The sequence below is a fragment of the Promicromonospora noduliphila genome (genome assembly GCF_056951025.1).
This window is the reverse complement of sequence record NZ_CM167806.1, coordinates 2860527-2876527: the sequence shown is the minus strand read 5'-3', so window position 1 is coordinate 2876527 and position 16001 is coordinate 2860527. Positions and strand designations below refer to the sequence as shown.

Genomic DNA, 16001 nt, shown 5'->3' with positions numbered 1-16001 from the left:
ACCATCACCCCATCACCCGAGAAAAACCCACCACCAGCCTGAAAGAACGAAGCCGCCGGCACATGTACGGGGTATGAGAACCTCACGTGCGCGACGGTCATCGCGGCCGGCACCTCTGCTGGGACGTTCGACGCTGGCGGCGGTAGCCGTCGCGGTCACGATCGCGGCGATGGCGGGCGGGCTCGCCGGCTGTGCCTCCGCGCAGCCGGCGGGGGGCACCGAGCGGACAAGCACCGCCGACCCGTCGGGCGGTCCGGCGGAGAGCCCCACGCAGGAACCGCCGCAGGACCCGACGGATCCGCAAGGTGTTGCGTGCGTCGACTGGGTCTCGTTCGCGACGCCGGTCGAGGCGGCGTCCGACGCGGGCGCCGTGCTCCGCGGGACCGTCGTGGAGCAGGACGGCACGGTAGCGATGTACGGGGTCGAGTCCCAGCGCTGGCTGGTCGACGTCGAGGAGGTGCTCGAGCGGCCGGACCCGCCGTCGGGCCGCCCGCAGACGCAGCCCGAGCTCGACGTCTCACCAGGGGAGCGGATCGCCGTCGTCTCCACGCCCCAGACCTGCAGCAGCGAGGCCTACCCCGAGGGCGACCCGCTCGGTCCGGACTCCGGTCTCGCCGGAGCGGACGGCACGGTGATCGTCCTCCTGTCCGCCGCGTCGGGGGAGGACACGGGCGAGGACTCGGGGGAGGACGCGGTCGGCTACCACCTGATCACCCCGTACCAGGGCGTGATCACCCCGGCGCCGGGCGGTGGGGTGCCGGAGGAGTGGCCGGCGCCATAGTGGGGACGTGGCCACCACGTGGGACGAGGGCGGGTAGTGCCCCCGCCGCCCGACTAGGCTGAGCCCGTGAAGACCTTCGAGACCCTGTTCGCCGAGCTGACCGAGAAGGCCGAGACCCGCCCGGCGGGTTCCGGCACCGTGGCCCAGCTGGACGCCGGCGTCCATGCGATCGGCAAGAAGGTCGTGGAGGAGGCCGCGGAGGTCTGGATGGCGGCCGAGTACCAGTCGGACAGCGAGACCGCGGAGGAGATCTCGCAGCTCCTGTACCACCTGCAGGTTCTGATGGTCGCCAAGGGACTGACCCTCGAGGACGTGTACGCGCATCTGTGACCCGGCCCCGGCGCCGCTCGACCACCACCGGTCGGGCCGGCGCCGGGAGACCCGGGTCCGCAGGTCCGACGCACACCCAGAGAGGAAACCAACCACATGCTGCGCATCGCCGTCCCCAACAAGGGCTCGCTGTCCGGGCCCGCCTCCGAGATGCTGTCCGAGGCGGGCTACCGCCAGCGCCGGGACACCCGCGAGCTCGTGCTCGCCGACCCGGAGAACGACGTCGAGTTCTTCTTCCTGCGCCCGCGCGACGTCGCGGTCTACGTGGGCACCGGAACGGTCGACGTCGGCATCACCGGCCGTGACCTCATGCTCGACTCGGGCGCCGACGCCGTCGAGCACCTCGGCCTCGGGTTCGCCCGCTCCACGTTCCGCTACGCGGCACCGGCCGCCGCCGGCCAGGCCGACCCCGTGACCCAGGTGAGCGACATCGCCGGGCGGCGCGTGGCGTCGTCGTACACCACGCTCGTGGCCCAGCACCTCGCCAAGCAGGGCATCGAGCCCGCCGCGATAGTGCACCTGGACGGCGCCGTCGAGTCGAGCGTGCGGCTCGGGGTCGCCGATGTGATCGCCGACGTCGTGGAGACCGGCACGACCCTGCGGGCCGCGGGCCTCGAGGTGTTCGGGGACCCGATCCTGCGCTCGGAGGCCGTGCTGATCCGCCGGTCCGACGCCGAGCCGCCCGCCGGCCTGGACGTGCTGACCCGTCGCCTGGAGGGCGTCATCACGGCCCGCGAGTACGTGCTGATGGACTACGTGGTCCCCGCATCCCGGCTGGAGGAGGCCGTGGCGATCACACCGGGCAAGGAGTCCCCGACCGTCTCGCCGCAGCACCACAGCGACGCCTTCGCGGTACGGGTCATGGTCCCGCGCGGCGACACCAACCGGATCATGGACGCGCTGTACGACGTCGGGGCGCGCGCCATCATCGTCACGTCGATCCACGCCTCCCGGCTGTAGACCTCATGGGCGCCGAGACCAGCAGCAGCGCCGCCGGCGGCGGAGCCGACGACCGCCGGGGCGACGGCCACGGGGGCGAGGACCGCTTCCGCACCTTCCGCGGCCGCTTCGGCACGCCGACGGCGTACGGCCTGGCGCTGCTGTCGGCCGGCGGGTGCACGTTCGTGGCGCTGGCGGCCACCGGCCAGGGCGCCGACACCGCCAACCGCGTGGCGATCATCGTGTTCGGGCTGCTCGGCGCCGTCATCGCCTGGCGGTTCGGCGCCGTGCGCGCCGTCCCGGACCGGACCGGGCTCACCGTGATCAACTACGCCACGAGCCGCCGTCTGGCCTGGGCCGAGATCGTGACCGTCCGGTTCGGGCCCAACGACCCGTGGGTGCACCTCGACCTGGCCGACGGCGACGTGCTCGCCGTCATGGGCATCCAGCGCGCCGACGGCGAGCACGGCATGGCCGAGGCCCGCCGCCTCGTGGCCCTCATCGCCGAGCTGGGCGAGGGGAGCGAGCCCGACCAGGGCCACCCGAGGTAGCCCCGAGGTAGCCATGATCGGTCAGTGGCTGCTGCGCGCCTCGCGGTGGGCGGCACCGCGGGAGCGGGGCCCACGCTCGCCGTCCGGACGACGGTGGTCGCCACCACCGCGCGGGGCCCGGTCGCCGCGCGGCGCGCCCCGGTCCAGCGTGATGCGCAGCGGCTTGCCGGCCACGCGCGCCCGGGCCAGGCGGTCGAGCGCCTCGGCGTCCAGCGGCGCGGTGATGTCCACCAGCGAGAAGCTGCCGAAGATGTCGATCTTGCCGACGTCGGCGCCGGTGATGCCGCCCTCGCCCGTCAGCGCGCCGACGATCCCGCCCGGCTGCACACCGTGCGTGTGCCCGACGGCGATCCGGTACCGCGTGCCACGCGCCGGACGGCGGATGCCGCGCTCACCCTCGAACCGGCCGCCCTCGAAGCGCCCGCGCGACGACCGGTCGCCCGACCGGTCGTGCCGGTCGCCCTCGCGGCCCGCCCGCCGGGCGGCAGCGGCCTTGGCCTCGGCCCGCTCACGCTCGTACTCCTCCTGCTCCGCGCGGGCACGCGGCCCGTCGTCGCCCACCGCGAGCGCCGCCATGGCGGCGGCGACGTCGACGGGGTCGACGTCGTGCTCCTGGGCGTAGGTGCGGATCATCTCGGTGTACAGCTCGAGGCGGCCGGCCTCGCGGCGCGCGGCGACCTTGTCGAGGGTGCGCTTGACGCGGTGGGCCGACACGTCCTTGGGGGAGGGGATGTCGACCTCTTCGAGCTGGGTGCGGATGGTGCGCTCGATGCTGCGCAGCTTGCCGCGCTCGTGCGGGGTGACGAAGGTGAGGGCCTCGCCGGTGCGTCCGGCGCGTCCGGTGCGGCCGATGCGGTGCACGTAGGCCTCTGGCTCGCCGGGGACGTCGAAGTTCACGACCAGGCCGATGCGGTCCACGTCCAGGCCGCGGGCGGCGACGTCGGTGGCGACGAGCACGTCGAGGGCGCCGGAGCGGAGGCGCTCGACGATCTTCTCGCGCTCCTTCTGGGCCACGTCGCCGGAGATGGTGGCGGCGGAGATGCCCTTTTCGACGAGGGCGGAGCCGACATCCTCTGCTGCGCCGCGGGTGCGGGTGAAGACGATGGCGGCGTCGGCGTCGGACGTGGCAAGGACGCGCGCGAGGGAGCCGATCTTGTGGCGGAACGGCACGACGGCGTAGGTCTGGCGCACCGAGGTGACGGTCGAGGACTGCCGGGCGACGGCGATCTGGACCGGGTCGGTGAGGTGCTGGTCGGCGACCTTGCGGATGGCGGGCGGCATGGTCGCGGAGAACAGGGCGACCTGCCGCTTGGCGGGGGCCTGGCCGAAGATCTCCTCGACGTCCTCGGCGAAGCCCATGCGGAGCATCTCGTCGGCCTCGTCGAGCACGAGGAAGCGGATGTCGTCGAGGTTGAGGGCGCCGCGCTCGAGGTGGTCCTTGATGCGGCCGGGGGTGCCGACCACGACGTGCACGCCGTCGCGCAGGGCGCGCTGCTGGGGTACGTAGGGGGCGCCGCCGTAGACGGGCAGCACGCGGACGTCGTCGAGCCTGGTGGCGAACGACTCGATCGCGTCGGCGACCTGCATCGCGAGCTCGCGGGTCGGCGTCAGGACCAGGGCCTGGACCTTGCGCAGCGCGGGGTCGACGGCGGCGAGCAGCGGGAGGCCGAACGCGGCGGTCTTGCCGGTGCCGGTCTGGGCAACGCCCGTGATGTCCCGGCCGGCCAGGAGCTCGGGGATCGCCCGGGCCTGGATGGCCGACGGCGTCACGAAGCCGAGCTCGCTGATCGCGGCCATGAGCGGGGCGGGCAGGTCGAGGCTCGCGAACGTCGGGCCGGTGGGCTCGGGCGCGTCGGCCTCGGGGGTGACCTGGTCGGCGTCAGCGGGCGCGATCAGGTCAGGGGTGTCGATAGACATGCAGTAGTGCACCGTTCGTCGTCGGGAGGGAGTCAGGGCCGAGGTGAGGGCCCTTGCGTCGCTCGCTCCCGAAAACACCTTCCCCGCAGCCAGGGCTGCGGGCCTGCCACGCACGCTGCGTGCACACACGGGAAGACGACGAACTCCAAGGGGTGTGCCACCACCCTATCGGCTGCGGGCCGGTAGAGCACAGAGGCAGGGCGCGTGACGTGCAGCACGCGGGTCGGCGAACCGGTCGGCGAGGAAGTCGGTTCCGGCGAACGTCACGGGTACCGGCGCACGGCGTCGTACGTGGTGAGGGGGCCGCGAGGCCGCCTTCGAGGGGGACCGTACGGCGGGCGGACGGCGTGTGCCGTACGGATACGCAACGGTCGCCACGTAGGATGGCGGCCGAGACGAACCGGCGTGAGCAAGGGCGGTGCGCGTGTCCACTGGAGCGGAGATGAGCTCCCGGATCCTGACCGTGCCCAACGTGATCAGCCTGGTGCGGCTGGCGCTGGTGCCGGTCTTCGCCGTGCTGATCGTCGTGGGGGAGGACGGTTGGGCGCTGCTGGTGCTCGCGGTCTCCGGCGCGACGGACTGGCTGGACGGCGTGCTGGCCCGCCGCCTGAACCAGGTCACCCGCCTGGGGCAGATGCTCGACCCGCTGGCGGACCGGCTGTTCATCTTCGTCACGCTGATCGGCCTGGCCTGGCGTGAGGTGGTGCCGCTCTGGCTGGTGCTGGTGATCGTCGGGCGCGACGTGGTGCTCACGCTGACCATCCCCGTCCTGGCCCGCCTGGGCTACGGCACGCTGAACGTCACGCTGGTCGGCAAGGTCGCCACCTTCGCCCTGCTGTACGCGTTCCCGCTGCTGCTGCTCGCCGAGGTGCCGGGCTGGATCGGCACCGCCGCGCACGTGGTGGGCTGGGCGTTCACCTGGTGGGGCGTCGGGCTGTACTGGCTGGCCGGGCTACAGTACCTGGCGCAGGTGCGCCGGCTGGCGGCCGCGGGATGACCGTGCCGGGTCCGACGGCGCCGGGTGGCGCCACACCGGACGCCAGAACATCGGGCGCCGCCGTGACGCGGCGTCGTCCCGACGAGTCGATGACGCTCCTGCGGGAGGTCACCGAACGCCCCCTCGACCCCGGGTACGCGCAGATGGCGCAGCGCCGCGCGCAGGGAGAGACCGAACGGCACAGCGTGTCGAGCGTGGTGGTCCTGGTGCTCGTCGCCGTCCTGCTCGGCGCCACGACGACGGTGGCCGTGCGCGACCTGCGCGCACCGCAGCCGTCGGTCGCCAGGGGCCGTACCGTGCTGATCGAGCAGATCCAGGAACGCAGCGCGGAGGTGGAGGCCCTGTCGGAGCGGTCGACGGCGCTCAGCGCCGAGGTGGACGAGCTGCAGCGCGGCGGCCTGCTGCCCTCGGCGCTGCTGGAGGTGAACCGGCTGGACCAGCTCGTCAACGGCGCCGTCGCGGTGCAGGGGCCCGGCATGGTGGTCAAGCTGACCGACGGCAGCGGCGGTGGCCTGGTGGACCCGGGGGACGCGCCGGCGGAGTCGCGGGTGCGGGACGCGGACGTGCAGTTCGTCGTCAACGAGCTGTGGGCCGCGGGCGCCGAGGCGGTGGCGGTGAACGACGAGCGGCTGACATCGTTGTCGGCGATCCGCAACGCAGGTGACGCAATCCTGGTGGACCTGCAGCCGCTCAACGGCCCCACGTACACGATCGAGGCCGTCGGCGACCCCGAGGAGATGCAGGTCGAGTTCGCGCGGTCGGCGGGGCTGGGCTTCCTGCAGCTCCTGAGCGCGGAGTACGACATCGAGAACGAGGTGACCACGAGCGAGGGGATGTACCTGCCGGGTACGGGCTCCCCGACGCTGCGGTCGGCGCACGTCCCGCAGTCGGGGGACGCGGAGGCGGGCACGGGTGCAGGCGCGGGTACCGAGACAGGCACCGACGCAAGCACTGAAGCAGGCACAACAGAGGACCGATCCGAGGAGGACAACGGATGATCGCGATCGTCGGGCTCGTCATCGGGGTGGTCGCCGGCCTGGTGCTGCAGCCGACCGTCCCGCTGATCCTGCAGCCGTACCTGCCGATCGCGGTGGTGGCCGCGCTGGACGCGCTGTTCGGGGGCCTGCGCGCGATGCTCGACGGGCTGTTCGACGACAAGGTGTTCCTCGTGTCGTTCCTGTCCAACGTGGTGGTGGCGGCGTTCATCGTGTTCCTCGGCGACCAGCTCGGCGTGGGCGGGCAGCTCTCGACGGCGGTCGTGGTGGTGCTCGGGATCCGGATCTTCTCCAACGCCGCCTCGATCCGCCGGCACATCTTCAAGGCGTGAGTTCGGGGCGTGAGCATGGGCAGCGAAGAGGACAGGGCCAGCAAGGCCGACGACAGGGCTGATGACACGTCCCGGGGCCGGGCCGAGGAGACGGGCGCGGACAGGATCGACGAGGCGCCCGCGGACGCCGTCGTCGGTGATCCTGACGAGGGCGGGCGTGAAGGCGGTCGTGACGGCGGCACGACGGCGGCTGCGCCGTCGGACGGCGGACCGGAGGCCGGAACCGATGCCGGGACCGATGCCAGGGCGGACGCCGAAGCGGGAGCCGGACCTGGTACTGGACCTGGTACTGGACCTGGTACTGGACCCGGCACCGAACCCGCTGCCAGACCGACTACCGCGGCCAGCACGCCGGCCGACACCACGGCCAGTACCACAGCCAGTACCGCGGCCGATACCGCCGCCGCCGAACCGCCGTCCGGCTGGAAGCGGCTGCTGCAGCTCATGCGGCCGCGCGGCACACGTTCGGAGCTGCTGACGGGCCTGCTGTGCCTGGCGCTGGGGTTCGCGCTGGCGGTCCAGGTGGGGCAGTCCACGGGGGACCAGCTCTCCAGCCTGCGCCAGGACGAGCTGGTGCGGCTCCTGGACGAGGTGACGCAGCGCGCCGAGCAGCTCGACGCCGAGGTCACCGACCTGGAGCAGATCCGTGACGACCTGCGGTCGGAGGGCGGGCGCGACGAGGCCGCGCGGGAGCTGGCCCAGCAACGCGCCGAGCAGGAGGGCATCCTGTCCGGCCGCCTGCCCGCGCAGGGTCCCGGCGTGCGGATCCACGTGGCCGACGGCGGCAAGCCGCTCGAGGCGCAGGCGCTGTTCAACCTGCTCGAGGAGCTGCGCAACGCCGGCGCGGAGGCGATCCAGGTCAACGGCGTCCGGCTGGTCACGACCAGCTACTTCGTGGACTCGGGCGGCGGCATCGTGCTCGACGGCGCCGCGATCGCCTCGCCGTACGAGTGGACGGCGATCGGCGACCCCGAGACCATCGACCGGGCCCTGGAGATCCCCGGCGGTGCGCTGCCCCGGATCCGCGAGGAGGGGGGCGAAGCGACCACCACCGTCGCCGACGAGGTCACCATCGACGCCGTCCGCATCCCCGGCGAGCCGGAGCACGCGGAACCCGCCGACGGGCAGTGACCCGACCACGTTCGCGACCTGCGGGAACGCCCTCGGGAGGCCGCGCAGGCGAACCGGCATGCGGAACCGCTGTGACGTGAGTAGGTTTATCCGGGTTGGTTCCCAACTTTGGTTCCCGCGTCCGTCCCGATCGGGGTAGGTTGAGTGGAACCCGGACGCGGCCCCGGCCGTTGTCCCAGCGTAGTAGCCCGGTTCATCACCCACCGCACCCGAGGAGACCTGATGACGGACCCCAGCGCCCATCCGGTCGGGCCCGATACCACGGCCAACCTGGGTCGCATCGCGTTCCCGACCGCGGACGAGCAGGCGCCGCGCACCGCGCTCAGCCCCGAAGAAGCCGCAGCCGTCGCCGCCCTCCCGCGGCACTCCGCCCTGCTCATCGTGCAGCGCGGCCCGGGATTCGGCGCACGGTTCCTCCTGGACACCGGCCGCGCCGTGGCCGGCCGCAGCGAGCAGGCGGACATCTTCCTCGACGACGTCACGGTGTCCCGCAAGCACGCCGAGTTCGTGCGCGAGGGCGACTCCTTCGTCGTGCGCGACATCGGCTCCCTGAACGGCACCTACGTCAACCGCGGCCGCATCGACGCCGCCACCCTGGTCACGGGCGACGAGGTGCAGATAGGCAAGTTCCGCCTGACCTTCCACGCCAGCCCCCAGGCGCCGGCGCAGTGGGCAGCGGGGACGCCCGCCCCGTGACGGCCGGCGCCGCACGCGACCACCGTGGGGTCGACCGCGGCACCGACCCCCGCCGTCGTGCCCCCGACGGTCAGTACGACGGCGGGCAGGCCCACGACGACGAGGCGGACGCCGACGCGCCCTGGCCTCGCGGCATCTCCCGCCAGGCCACGATGCGGATCAGCGATGTGCTGCGTGCCCTGGGCCAGGACTTCCCGTCCGTCTCGCACTCCAAGCTCCGCTTCCTGGAGGAGCAGGGCCTGATCGAGCCGGTGCGCACGCCGTCGGGCTACCGCCAGTACAGCCAGGCCGACGTCGAGCGCCTGCGGTTCGTCCTCACCGAGCAGCGCGACAGCTACATGCCGCTCAAGGTGATCAAGGAACGGCTCGCCGCGATGGACGCCGACCCCGACTCGGCCGAGCACCCCGCACCCCGGCTCGCCGCCAGCGGGTCGCCCGCCCGGCGCCGCTGGACCGCCCCGGCCGTGGCCACGGCGGCCGGCGTCAGCGAGGAGTTCGTGCACAGCCTCGCCCAGGCGGGCCTCCTGCCGTCCTCGGGTGGCACGTTCGGGTCGAGCGCCGTCGAGGTCGCCCGCATCGCTGGCGCGCTGGCCGAGTTCGGCATCGAACCGCGCCACCTGCGCTCCTTCCGCACCGCCGCCGACCGGCAGGTGACCCTCGTGGACCAGGTCGTGGCACCGCTGCGCAGCCAGCAGGCCAGCGCGGCACGCGGCCGCGCTGCGAGCATGGCGGGCGAGATGGGCGAGCTGTTCACCCGCCTGCACGCCGCCTGGGTGCGCCAGGGCGTCGACGACCTCGGCTGAGCAGGCCCTGACCTGACTTGACCAGGCCGAACACGGCCGAACCCGGCTGAACCAGGCGGACCCCGGCAGCCCGAACGCGGCGAAGATCGCACGCCTTTTGCCGACGGTCTACTGGTCCGTGACCAGGAATTTGACCCGATGGCGCGACGCGGGGCGGCTAGAAGCCGTACGGTGAAAGCGTGAGGCCGGACGACGTGCCTATGGTCCCCGTGGAGATCCTCGGCGTTCGACAGCAGCAACGCGATCAGGAGATCGTCGTGCTGCTGCTCGACAGTGCCGCCGACCTGGCGATCCCCATCGTCATCGGGGCACGCGAGGCCAGTGCCATCGCGATGGCGCAGGCGGGCCTCGCCACACCGCGCCCCATGACGCACGACCTCCTGCGCGACGTGCTCGGCGCCGTAGGGGTCACGCTCGAACGCGTGGAGATCGTCGCGCTGGAGGGCGGGATCTACTTCGCCGAGCTCGTCCTGAGCAACGGGGTGCACCTCGACTCCCGCGCCTCCGACGCGATCGCCCTGGCCGTACGCACCGGCAGCCCCGTGCTGTGCTCGGCGGAGATCGTGGCCCTGGCGGGCGTCGAGATCGTCGACGTCGACCAGCAGGCGGAGGTCGAACGGTTCCGCGACTTCCTCGACCACGTCACACCCGAGGACTTCCTCGGACCGCCGGGTGGAGGAGGCCAGGGCGGCGGCCGAACCGGTTGAGAGCGGGCCGAACCGCGACACGCCGACACGTTTCACGGCGCGCATCTTTGAAATCACCTTCGACGCGCCATAGCGTGGCCACGACACCCCAGGAGGCACAGTGAACACCAGCGGTGAGAGAGCCACACGCGCTACGGTCCCGCACGGCGCGCAGGGTCTCCTCTTCGGTGAGGACCTGACGGAACAGGACGCCACGACGGGCTACCGAGGCACTACGGCGTGCCACATCGCCGGCATCACCTACCGGCAGCTCGACTACTGGGCGCGCACAGGTCTCGTCGAGCCGAGCATCAAGCCGGCCACCGGATCGGGCACGCACCGGCTGTACAGCTTCCGCGACATCCTGGTGCTCAAGGTGGTCAAGCGGCTCCTGGACACCGGCGTCTCCCTGCAGCAGATCCGCACCGCCGTCACGGCGCTGCGCGAGCGCGGCGTGGACGACCTCGCCCAGATCACCCTCATGTCCGACGGCGCGAGCGTGTACGAGTGCACGTCACCGGACGAGGTCGTCGACCTGGTCGCCGGGGGACAGGGCGTCTTCGGCATCGCGGTCGGACGCGTGTGGCGCGAGATCGAGGGCACCCTGTCCCAGATGCCCACCGAGACGCTCGACCCCGCGGGGTCCGGCGACGTCCCCGTGGTCGAGGGCGACGAGCTGGCCGAGCGGCGGGCGGCGCGGTCCGCTGTTTGACGCTGATCGTCTGGTGCTGTCTCTGCCCGCCTGCGCGCCCGCCCGCCGGTCTGGGGTCCAGTCGGGCTCGTCCAGGCAGCAGGCGTAGCCTGCGAACATGCTCACCTTCCACGGTCACGCCTGCGTCTCCCTCCGGCTGCCGGACGCCGCGGGCAGGCTCGTCATCGACCCCGGCACCTTCAGCGACACCGCCACCGCCCTCACGGGCGCCACGGCGATCCTGATCACGCACGACCACGCCGACCACGTGGACGTGCCCGTCGTCGTCGAGCACCTCAGGTCGAGCCCGGACGCCCAGGTGTGGGCCACCGCCCCCACCGCGGCCGCACTCCGCGAGGACGGCGCCCCGGCCGGGCAGGTGCACGAGGTCGAGCCAGGCCAGGTGCTGGACGTCGCCGGCACGCGCGTCACGGTGGGCGGCGGCGACCACGCAGTGATCCACCCGGAGGTCAAGCGCGCGACCAACGTGACCTACCAGGTCGAATACCCCGTCGAGGCCGGCGAGGTGAGCGTGTTCCACCCGGGCGACTCCTACGACCCGCCGGCAGCACCGCCCGAGGCCGGCCTGGACGTCCTGCTGGTGCCGGTGTCCGGACCGTGGATGAGGCTGGAGGGCGCAATCGACTTCGCCCGGTCGATCCCGGCGGCCACCGTGGTGCCGATCCACGACGCCCTGCTGTCGGAGATCGGGCACACGCTGACAGCCCGATGGCTCGACACCGCGCGACTCGGCGGGAGCTACGCCTACGCGCGGCTGGCGGTGGGGGAGTCGGTGGAGCTCTGAGGCCTCATACGGCCTACATGCGTAAGAGCGTGTCCGTCACGCTGACACGCTGACCAATGTCCACTATGAGCTCGCCACCAATACCGTCCGCACGAAGCCAGATGTGAAACTCCACCCGGTCTCCAACATTGCGAATGGAGACCTTGGACAGCGCCTCTCGAGTAAACTCCAGCCGTACTGCTTCTCCCGACAGCCAACGAACTTGAACCGACGCAGCCTGTTCGTCCCAGGTGACAGTCGCCTCGTCACCGTCACCTGCCCAGGCGGTCACAGAACAGACGCCAGCCGCGTCGCCAGGGGTAACCTCGACGGGCAGACTTGCAAGGTCGTCCCATCGAGGAACTTCAACCGAACTAATCAAGGTCAACCTCCGTTAGCGCTACCTGTATCTTGTGCCTTCACCCATCGGGATTACCGTTGTCAGTCGGTAGCCATCATCGGTGATCTCCCAAGTCGACTCGACTTTCAGGAACCCACCCGGTCCTGCAAACAGTGAATCGCGGACCTGAAAGGTGCCGTGCTCGTTCGTGAATGTTCGCTGGATGTTCGAAGGGTCAGCGATCACTTCTTCCAGGTGCCGTGTAATGGATGCCCGCCACTGCGGGTCGTCGACGACCCCAATCCGTGAGAACTGCGACACGTTCTGTGACGACCGAGGCCCGTTGTGCGACCCGGTGACGCGGCCGAACAGGTAGTCCCACTTTCCGGAATCGATCGTAACTTTGGCATCGGTGATGTGGGTTGCACCTGTCTCGCTGGCGCGGCCGATCTGACCGAATGCGTCACGTCTGGTGTTCAACCACACCGCCGGGTTGGACATCAAGTCGTCGGCTGCATTTCGGAGGATCCGTGCGCCGGCAGCGCCCGCGAAGTTCCCCGGAGCGAACGTCAGGGCTACGCCGAGGGTGTCGGCGGCGAGCTGGGCCGGGGTGGCGGTCGCGAAGTAGTCGCGGGTGGCCCGGCGGGGGTCGCGGACAAACGTGGCGATGCCCGCCGAGTGATCCAATCCCCAGGTCAGGACGCCGGAGATGCCGAGGGCCAGGCCGAGGGAGCCGCCCGAGAGCACCACGAGGGCCGCTATCCCGGCGCCGATCGCGAGCTGGGTGAGCAGCGGCTGGTCGTTCCACCAGCCGGCCAGCGAGTCGAGGGCGCCCGCCAGCCAGTCGTCGGCGCCGGAGCCGTCGCCTGTTCCAGTTCCGGCGCCAGTTTCAGTTCCCGAGCCGGATCCGGTCTCGTCGCCGGGAAACTCGAAGTCGGGGCTCAGGGACGGGAAGTCGTCCGGGCCGATCGACGGCAGGTCCGTGGGCTGGCCGGTCGGTAGGCCGCTGGGCAGAGTCGTGGGTAGGTCGGTGGGCACCTGCGTAGGCAGGTCCGTCGGCATCCACGTGGGCAGGTCGGTAGGCACCTCAGTGGGCAGAGCCGTCGGGAGGTCCGTAGGGAAGCCTGAGGGCAGGCCAGTGGGCAAGTCCGATGGGAGTCCGGACGGCAAGTCGTCCGGGCTGATCCCCGGGATGTCGAATGCGTCGCTCGTGGTGTCGCCGATCTGCTGGGCCGTCGCCGGGGCGGCGGCGAACGCGAGCCAGCCGAGTCCCGCCAGGACCGCCACGGCGGCCAGCCGTCGCGCCCAGGGATGGATCCGGGCCGACGCGTGCTCGTACGCGAGCTCGCGTAGCGCCCGCTGCCCGGAGACCAGCGCTGCGCCGCGCGCGGCGGCGGCCCGGCGAGGCTCGGGCTCGCTCTCCGGGGTGTCGGGACGCCGTCGGGCGAACCCGGCGACCGCCTGCACCAGATCGCGTGCCGCCACCCACACCAGGCCTGTCAGAGCGCCCACCATGGCGCGGACGGCGGCGGGCGCTCCGGAGACCGGCTGGGTGACCCAGCCCGGTGCGGGCCGCCCGGTGAGGTTGGCGGCCGGGCGGGTGGCCAGGCGGGCGCCGTCGACCAGGAGGCACAGCGCCACCACGAGCAGGAAGACGGCGATGCGGCCGTGCCCGTTGCCCAGGATCGACCAGGGCACGCGGAGCCACCACGGGATGGTCGTGGAGTCTGGGTCGAGGTACGCGGGGGTGTCTCCCTCGCCGGGCAGGGCACTGAACAGGTCCAGCCCCGCGTTGAACATCGCGTGGTCGGCGATCGCCGACCACAGCGCCAGCACCGGCAGCAGACCGAGGGCGAGCCCGGTCAGCCGCCGTCGTGCCTGCCAGGCCGCGAGCGCCACGCCGAACAGGCCGGTGACGAGCGCGGTCATGATCGCGTGCCCGCCGAACTCAGCCGCGGTCGTCGGTGCGAGCAGCGCGTCGTCGGTGTTCATGCGGGTGGGGATCGGGATCAGGCCGAACGTGACGTAGCCGGGTGGCAGGACGGCGTCGGCGGGTGGGCCGAAGAATGAGCCGAGGCCGATGTTGCCGGTGGCGAGGGCCGTGCGGCGCACGGCTTCCTCGACGGCGAGGAAGGCGGTGCCGGATGCCAGGCCGAGCAGCAGCCAGTCGACGGTGGCGAACCGGGCGGCTCTGCGGGGCGCGAGGAGGGCGAGCAGGACGACGGCGGCGAGCTTGCCGGTCTCTTCCACGATGCCGGCGATCGCGACCTGCGCGCCGGTCTCGGAGACGCCGAGGAAGTCGTACGACGCCACGCGGGTGGCCATGGTGGTGGAGACGAGGCCGATCCCGGCCGACCACGGTACGCAGGCCGCGAAGAAGCCGAGGTAGCCGGACCAGGTGAGGGTCTTGGTGCGGGCGAGGGCGAACCAGGCGATCACGACCCACAGGCAGCCGAGGTAGGCGCGCATGCCCAGGCGCAGCTCGGGTACGAACAGCCAGAGCCCGGCCAGCCAGAGGAGCGATCCGAACAGCACCACGGTGCGGGTCACCGCCCAGGTGCGGGCGAGCCGGGGGTGCGCCGTCAGCCAGCGGGCTCGTGCTGCGGCCAGGACCTGCCACCACTCCCGTTGCGGTGGCGCCTCGGATGTGGTCGGCGCCGGGCGGTCCACGGCGGTGTTACCCGCTACTGCCCCCATGAAGCACCCCCACGCCCGACCGGTCCGCCCGCCGGTGAGAACGCTACCGGCACGGGTGGGCGAAAGTGGGGTTGTCCACAGGGTTGGTCGTGGGGCTGGCCCCAATGACCGCGGGACCGGGACCTCGACACACTCGACGGCATGAGAACTCGGTCGAGGATGCGGTTCGTGTCGGCGGGGATCGTGGTAGCAGGGCTGGTTGCGACCGTGGCGCTCCTGACGGCCGGCGCACCGCCGGCAGCAGGGGATCGGGAGCCCGTCCGGCAGTCCCAGCTCCAGCGTGACCTGGACGCCCTGCGCGACCTGAGCGTCACCGGCGCCCTGGCCCGGCTGGAGACTCCGGACGGTGTCCAGGTCGCGCGGAGCGGGGTCGCCGAGGCCGGCACCACCCGCCCGGTGCTCCGAGACCCGTACCTGCGGGCGGGCAGCGTGACCAAGACGTTCGTGGCCACCGTGGTGCTGCAGCTCGTCGCGGAGGGGCGGTTGTCCCTGTCCGACCCGGTCGAGCGGTGGCTGCCGGGGGTGGTGGCTGGCAACGGCAACGACGGCCGGCAGGTCACCGTGCGGCAGCTCCTGCAGCAGATCAGCGGGCTCTACGACTACGCCTACGACATCTACCCGAGGCTGGCGACGCCCGAGGACTACCGGCGCGAGCGGTGGCGGGTGGCGCGCCCGGACGAGCTCGTTGCGCTGGCGATGCGGCACGCGCCCGCGGAGCAGGTGTGGGCCTACTCCAACACGAACTACGTCCTGGCCGGCATGGTGATCGAGGCGGTGACCGGCCGCGACTGGACCACCGAGGTTCACGAGCGGATCATCGCCCCGCTGCGCTTGCGCCACACGACTACGCCGGGCACCTGGCCGTTCCTGCCCAACCCGCACGCGCACAACTACCAGCAGTGGGTGCCCGGCGGTCCGCTGGTCGACACGACGATCGCCGTCCGGTCGCTGGACAGCGGGGCGGACGGGTCGATGGTGAGCACGGCCAGAGATCTCAACACGTTCATGGCCGCGCTGGCCGGCGGCCGCCTGCTGCCAGCGGCCCAGCTCGCCGAGATGCGGACCCTGGTGGACATCCCGCCCGACCTTCGGGGACACACGGGTTACGGGCTCGGCCTGTACTACCACCCCCTGCCGTGCGGCGGCGGGGCCTGGACGCACGGCGGCAACGGCTTCGGCTACAACGTCGAGGCGGTCGCCACCGACGACGGCGCCAGCCGCCTGACTGTCGTGGAGTTCAGCCGGTCGTTCGACGACGCCGCCGAGGACGCGCGGACCGAGGCACGCTGGGTGCTCATCGAGCGCGCGCTGTGCAGCGGCGTCTGAGGGCG

General features: G+C 72.1%; 17 protein-coding genes. 14 read left to right on the top strand and 3 right to left on the bottom strand.

Annotated features, from left to right (window positions below):
* The first annotated feature begins 169 nt into the window (after positions 1–169).
* The 4 genes from AC0QU1_RS12595 to AC0QU1_RS12580 all read left to right on the top strand — a co-directional run bounded on the left by AC0QU1_RS12595 (position 170) and on the right by AC0QU1_RS12580 (position 2601).
* On the top strand, positions 170–781 hold the full coding sequence (locus tag AC0QU1_RS12595) for a hypothetical protein (protein WP_483569692.1): 612 nt from the start codon (positions 170–172) through the stop codon (positions 779–781).
* Between the two features lie 66 nt (positions 782–847).
* Positions 848–1111, top strand: coding sequence for a phosphoribosyl-ATP diphosphatase (locus AC0QU1_RS12590; RefSeq protein WP_483569691.1), 264 nt, complete (start codon positions 848–850; stop codon positions 1109–1111).
* 96 nt (positions 1112–1207) lie between these two features.
* A complete protein-coding gene (gene hisG, locus AC0QU1_RS12585) occupies positions 1208–2071 on the top strand; it encodes an ATP phosphoribosyltransferase (protein WP_483569690.1) in 864 nt (287 codons plus the stop codon).
* 5 nt (positions 2072–2076) lie between these two features.
* Positions 2077–2601, top strand: coding sequence for a PH domain-containing protein (locus AC0QU1_RS12580; RefSeq protein WP_483569689.1), 525 nt, complete (start codon positions 2077–2079; stop codon positions 2599–2601).
* A gap of 21 nt (positions 2602–2622) precedes the next feature.
* Here AC0QU1_RS12580 and AC0QU1_RS12575 read toward each other — a convergent pair whose 3' ends face one another.
* Positions 2623–4518: a DEAD/DEAH box helicase gene (locus tag AC0QU1_RS12575; RefSeq protein WP_483569688.1), complete on the bottom strand. Its 1896-nt coding sequence runs from the start codon at positions 4516–4518 to the stop codon at positions 2623–2625.
* A gap of 442 nt (positions 4519–4960) precedes the next feature.
* On the opposite strand from AC0QU1_RS12575, the gene clsA reads away from it, so the two are divergent.
* The 9 genes from clsA to AC0QU1_RS12530 all read left to right on the top strand — a co-directional run bounded on the left by clsA (position 4961) and on the right by AC0QU1_RS12530 (position 11654).
* Positions 4961–5515 (top strand): cardiolipin synthase ClsA, encoded by a 555-nt coding sequence (gene clsA, locus AC0QU1_RS12570; RefSeq protein WP_483569687.1) that lies wholly within the window; start codon positions 4961–4963, stop codon positions 5513–5515.
* Complete coding sequence (locus AC0QU1_RS12565) at positions 5512–6513, top strand: DUF881 domain-containing protein (protein ID WP_483569686.1); 1002 nt, start codon at positions 5512–5514, stop codon at positions 6511–6513. The genes clsA and AC0QU1_RS12565 overlap by 4 nt, the downstream gene beginning before the upstream one ends.
* Positions 6510–6842 carry a small basic family protein gene (locus tag AC0QU1_RS12560; protein WP_108494149.1) on the top strand — a complete coding sequence of 111 codons (333 nt, stop codon included), beginning with the start codon at positions 6510–6512 and terminating at the stop codon, positions 6840–6842. The genes AC0QU1_RS12565 and AC0QU1_RS12560 overlap by 4 nt, the downstream gene beginning before the upstream one ends.
* Positions 6843–6857: 15 nt before the next feature.
* Positions 6858–7973 (top strand): DUF881 domain-containing protein, encoded by a 1116-nt coding sequence (locus tag AC0QU1_RS12555; protein ID WP_483569685.1) that lies wholly within the window; start codon positions 6858–6860, stop codon positions 7971–7973.
* Between the two features lie 222 nt (positions 7974–8195).
* Positions 8196–8669 carry an FHA domain-containing protein gene (locus tag AC0QU1_RS12550; RefSeq protein WP_483569684.1) on the top strand — a complete coding sequence of 158 codons (474 nt, stop codon included), beginning with the start codon at positions 8196–8198 and terminating at the stop codon, positions 8667–8669.
* Positions 8666–9472: a transcriptional regulator FtsR gene (gene ftsR / locus AC0QU1_RS12545; protein ID WP_483616521.1), complete on the top strand. Its 807-nt coding sequence runs from the start codon at positions 8666–8668 to the stop codon at positions 9470–9472. The genes AC0QU1_RS12550 and ftsR overlap by 4 nt, the downstream gene beginning before the upstream one ends.
* A 200-nt stretch (positions 9473–9672) precedes the next feature.
* Entirely contained in the window at positions 9673–10179 is a 507-nt protein-coding gene (locus AC0QU1_RS12540; RefSeq protein WP_483576682.1) for a bifunctional nuclease family protein, read from the top strand.
* Between the two features lie 100 nt (positions 10180–10279).
* Complete coding sequence (locus AC0QU1_RS12535; RefSeq protein WP_483569682.1) at positions 10280–10870, top strand: MerR family transcriptional regulator; 591 nt, start codon at positions 10280–10282, stop codon at positions 10868–10870.
* A gap of 97 nt (positions 10871–10967) precedes the next feature.
* Entirely contained in the window at positions 10968–11654 is a 687-nt protein-coding gene (locus AC0QU1_RS12530; protein WP_483569681.1) for an MBL fold metallo-hydrolase, read from the top strand.
* A 13-nt stretch (positions 11655–11667) separates the two neighbouring features.
* Here AC0QU1_RS12530 and AC0QU1_RS12525 read toward each other — a convergent pair whose 3' ends face one another.
* Both AC0QU1_RS12525 and AC0QU1_RS12520 read right to left on the bottom strand, forming a co-directional pair.
* On the bottom strand, positions 11668–11925 hold the full coding sequence (locus AC0QU1_RS12525; RefSeq protein WP_483569680.1) for a hypothetical protein: 258 nt from the start codon (positions 11923–11925) through the stop codon (positions 11668–11670).
* Between the two features lie 108 nt (positions 11926–12033).
* Positions 12034–14670, bottom strand: coding sequence for a hypothetical protein (locus tag AC0QU1_RS12520; protein ID WP_483569679.1), 2637 nt, complete (start codon positions 14668–14670; stop codon positions 12034–12036).
* 141 nt (positions 14671–14811) lie between these two features.
* Between AC0QU1_RS12520 and AC0QU1_RS12515 the strand changes: the two genes are divergently transcribed.
* Positions 14812–15996, top strand: a complete 1185-nt coding sequence (locus tag AC0QU1_RS12515; protein WP_483569678.1) for a serine hydrolase domain-containing protein — start codon at positions 14812–14814, stop codon at positions 15994–15996.
* Positions 15997–16001: the final 5 nt, after the last annotated feature.

Coding starts and splice junctions, on each gene's coding strand:
- AC0QU1_RS12595 (WP_483569692.1), top strand. CDS start 170: ATGGCGGGCGGGCTCGCCGGCTGTGCCTCCGCGCAGCCGGCGGGGGGC.
- hisG (WP_483569690.1), top strand. CDS start 1,208: ATGCTGCGCATCGCCGTCCCCAACAAGGGCTCGCTGTCCGGGCCCGCC.
- AC0QU1_RS12560 (WP_108494149.1), top strand. CDS start 6,510: ATGATCGCGATCGTCGGGCTCGTCATCGGGGTGGTCGCCGGCCTGGTG.
- AC0QU1_RS12580 (WP_483569689.1), top strand. CDS start 2,077: ATGGGCGCCGAGACCAGCAGCAGCGCCGCCGGCGGCGGAGCCGACGAC.
- AC0QU1_RS12520 (WP_483569679.1), bottom strand. CDS start 14,670: ATGGGGGCAGTAGCGGGTAACACCGCCGTGGACCGCCCGGCGCCGACC.
- AC0QU1_RS12555 (WP_483569685.1), top strand. CDS start 6,858: ATGGGCAGCGAAGAGGACAGGGCCAGCAAGGCCGACGACAGGGCTGAT.
- AC0QU1_RS12515 (WP_483569678.1), top strand. CDS start 14,812: ATGAGAACTCGGTCGAGGATGCGGTTCGTGTCGGCGGGGATCGTGGTA.
- AC0QU1_RS12575 (WP_483569688.1), bottom strand. CDS start 4,518: ATGTCTATCGACACCCCTGACCTGATCGCGCCCGCTGACGCCGACCAG.
- AC0QU1_RS12540 (WP_483576682.1), top strand. CDS start 9,673: ATGGTCCCCGTGGAGATCCTCGGCGTTCGACAGCAGCAACGCGATCAG.
- AC0QU1_RS12565 (WP_483569686.1), top strand. CDS start 5,512: ATGACCGTGCCGGGTCCGACGGCGCCGGGTGGCGCCACACCGGACGCC.
- AC0QU1_RS12530 (WP_483569681.1), top strand. CDS start 10,968: ATGCTCACCTTCCACGGTCACGCCTGCGTCTCCCTCCGGCTGCCGGAC.
- AC0QU1_RS12550 (WP_483569684.1), top strand. CDS start 8,196: ATGACGGACCCCAGCGCCCATCCGGTCGGGCCCGATACCACGGCCAAC.
- clsA (WP_483569687.1), top strand. CDS start 4,961: ATGAGCTCCCGGATCCTGACCGTGCCCAACGTGATCAGCCTGGTGCGG.